This window comes from Burkholderia sp. E168m23 (assembly GCF_016586125.1).
GTDB lineage: Bacteria > Pseudomonadota > Gammaproteobacteria > Burkholderiales > Burkholderiaceae > Burkholderia > Burkholderia orbicola.
On record NZ_BCPP01001080.1, the window covers coordinates 1 to 2207 of the forward strand.

Below are 2207 nucleotides of genomic sequence, written 5' to 3' on the forward strand. Positions count from 1 at the left end.
ATCGCCGCGCGCTGTGGACGGCCGCGGCCGTCGGCACCGGCTGGCTCGTGCCGATGGGCTTCGAGCGCGGCGTGACGGTGCCGCTGATGGCCCGCGACGCGGATGCCGCGCGCTACCGCGCCGCGTTCGAGCACGCGCGTTTCGACCTGTCGGGCGCGCTCGCCGATGCGAACGCGTGGCGCCGCGCCACGCCCGTGGCCGCGGCGCGCGGTGAAATCGTGCAACTGAGCGCGCCGGGCGCGACCGCGACCGCATTGCTGCGCGGCACCGGGCCGCTGCTCGAACACGACGACGCGGCGTTGCTGATCGCATTGAATCCCGATCTCGACGCGCCGGCGACGGTCGACCCCGCGGCGATCCTGCCCGGCGTGCCGGGCGGTTTCACGCGCGTCGTCACGCAGGACGGCGCGCGCACGCATCCGCCGGCCTCGCTCGAGCCGTTCACGCTCGCGCCCGGCGCGTATGCGCTGCTGCATGCATGGCGGGCGCCGCCCGTCACGACGCGCGCCGACGCCGCGCGCGAACGCACCGCGCTGTCGGCCGCGCTCGTGGCCGACCGGATCGCGATCGAGCGCGTCGAGCCGTCGGTCGACGACGGCCGCTTCGCGATCAAGCGCGTGATCGGCGAGCCGCTCGTCGTCGGTGCGTCGATTTTCACGGACGGACACGCGCATCTGGCGGCCGTGCTCCAGTGGCGCGCCGCCGACGACGATACCTGGCGCGAAGTGCCGTTCGAAGCCGAGCCGAACGACCGCTGGCAGGCGCGCGTCACGCTCGACCGGCTCGGCCGCCATGAATTCCGCGTGGTCGCGTGGCGCGACGACTGGGCGTCGCTTGTCACCGATATCGCGAAGAAGCGCGCGGCCGGCCAGGACGTGACGCTGGAGGTGCGCGAAGCGCAACTGCTGCTCGCCACCGCGCTGAAGCTCGCCGATCCTGTCGATCCGCGCGCGCTCAAGCAGATGGAGCGGCTCGCCGCCGAGCTCAAGGACGCGTCGGCCGACGACCGCCTCGCGTTGATCGGCGGGCCCGCGCTCGCCGACGCCTTCGCGGCGCTGCGCTACCGCCCGTTCGTCACGCACGACGCGACGACCTACCCGGTCGACGTCGAACGCCGCCAGGCGCGTTTCTCGAGCTGGTATGAGATGTTTCCGCGCTCGGCGAGCGACGATCCGCACCGGCACGGCACGTTCGACGACGTGATCGCGCATTTGCCGCGCATCCGCGACATGGGTTTCGACGTGCTGTATTTTCCGCCGATCCACCCGATCGGCACGTCCGCGCGCAAGGGCCGCAACAACAGCCTGACCGCCGGCCCCGACGACGTCGGCAGCCCGTACGCGATCGGCTCGCCCGACGGCGGTCACACGGCCGTGCATCCGCAGCTCGGCACGCTCGAGTCGTTCCGCGCGCTGGTCGACGCCGCGCGCGGCCACGGGCTTGAGATCGCGCTCGATTTCGCGATCCAGTGCTCGCCCGATCATCCGTGGCTCGCCGCGCATCCAGGCTGGTTCGCGTGGCGGCCCGACGGCTCGCTGCGTTTCGCGGAGAATCCGCCGAAGCGCTACCAGGACATCGTCAACCCCGATTTCTACGCGCCGGACGCGCTGCCCGACCTGTGGCTGGCGCTGCGCGACGCGGTGCTGTTCTGGGTCGACGCGGGCGTGCGGATCTTCCGCGTCGACAACCCGCACACGAAGCCACTGCCGTTCTGGGCATGGATGATCGCCGACGTGCGCGGCCGGCATCCGGACGTCGTGTTCCTGTCCGAGGCGTTCACGCGGCCGGGGATGATGTACCGGCTCGCGAAAGTCGGCTTCTCGCAGTCGTACACGTACTTCACGTGGCGCGAGTCGAAGCGCGACTTCATCGACTACCTGACCGAGCTGACGGCCGGCCCGCCCCGCGAATTCTTCCGGCCGAACTTCTTCGTCAACACGCCCGACATCAATCCGCGCCACCTGCAGAACGCGCCGCGTTCGCAGTTCGTGATCCGCGCGGCGCTCGCGGCGACGCTGGCCGGCTCGTGGGGCCTGTACTCGGGCTTCGAGCTCGGCGAATCGGCGCCGCTGCCGGACAGCGAGGAATACGCGGATGCCGAGAAATACGAGCTGCGCGCGCGCGACTGGAGCAAGGCCGCGCACATCGGCACGGAAATCGCGCGGCTGAACCGCGCGCGGCGCGATCACGCGGCGCTGCAGACGCAT

Annotated in this window: 1 protein-coding gene; it reads left to right on the plus strand. The window is 71.5% G+C overall.

Features of this window, described 5'->3' with window-relative positions:
* On the plus strand, positions 1-2207 hold a 2207-nt coding region (locus JMF90_RS34240; RefSeq protein ID WP_201326091.1), incomplete at both ends, for an alpha-1,4-glucan--maltose-1-phosphate maltosyltransferase.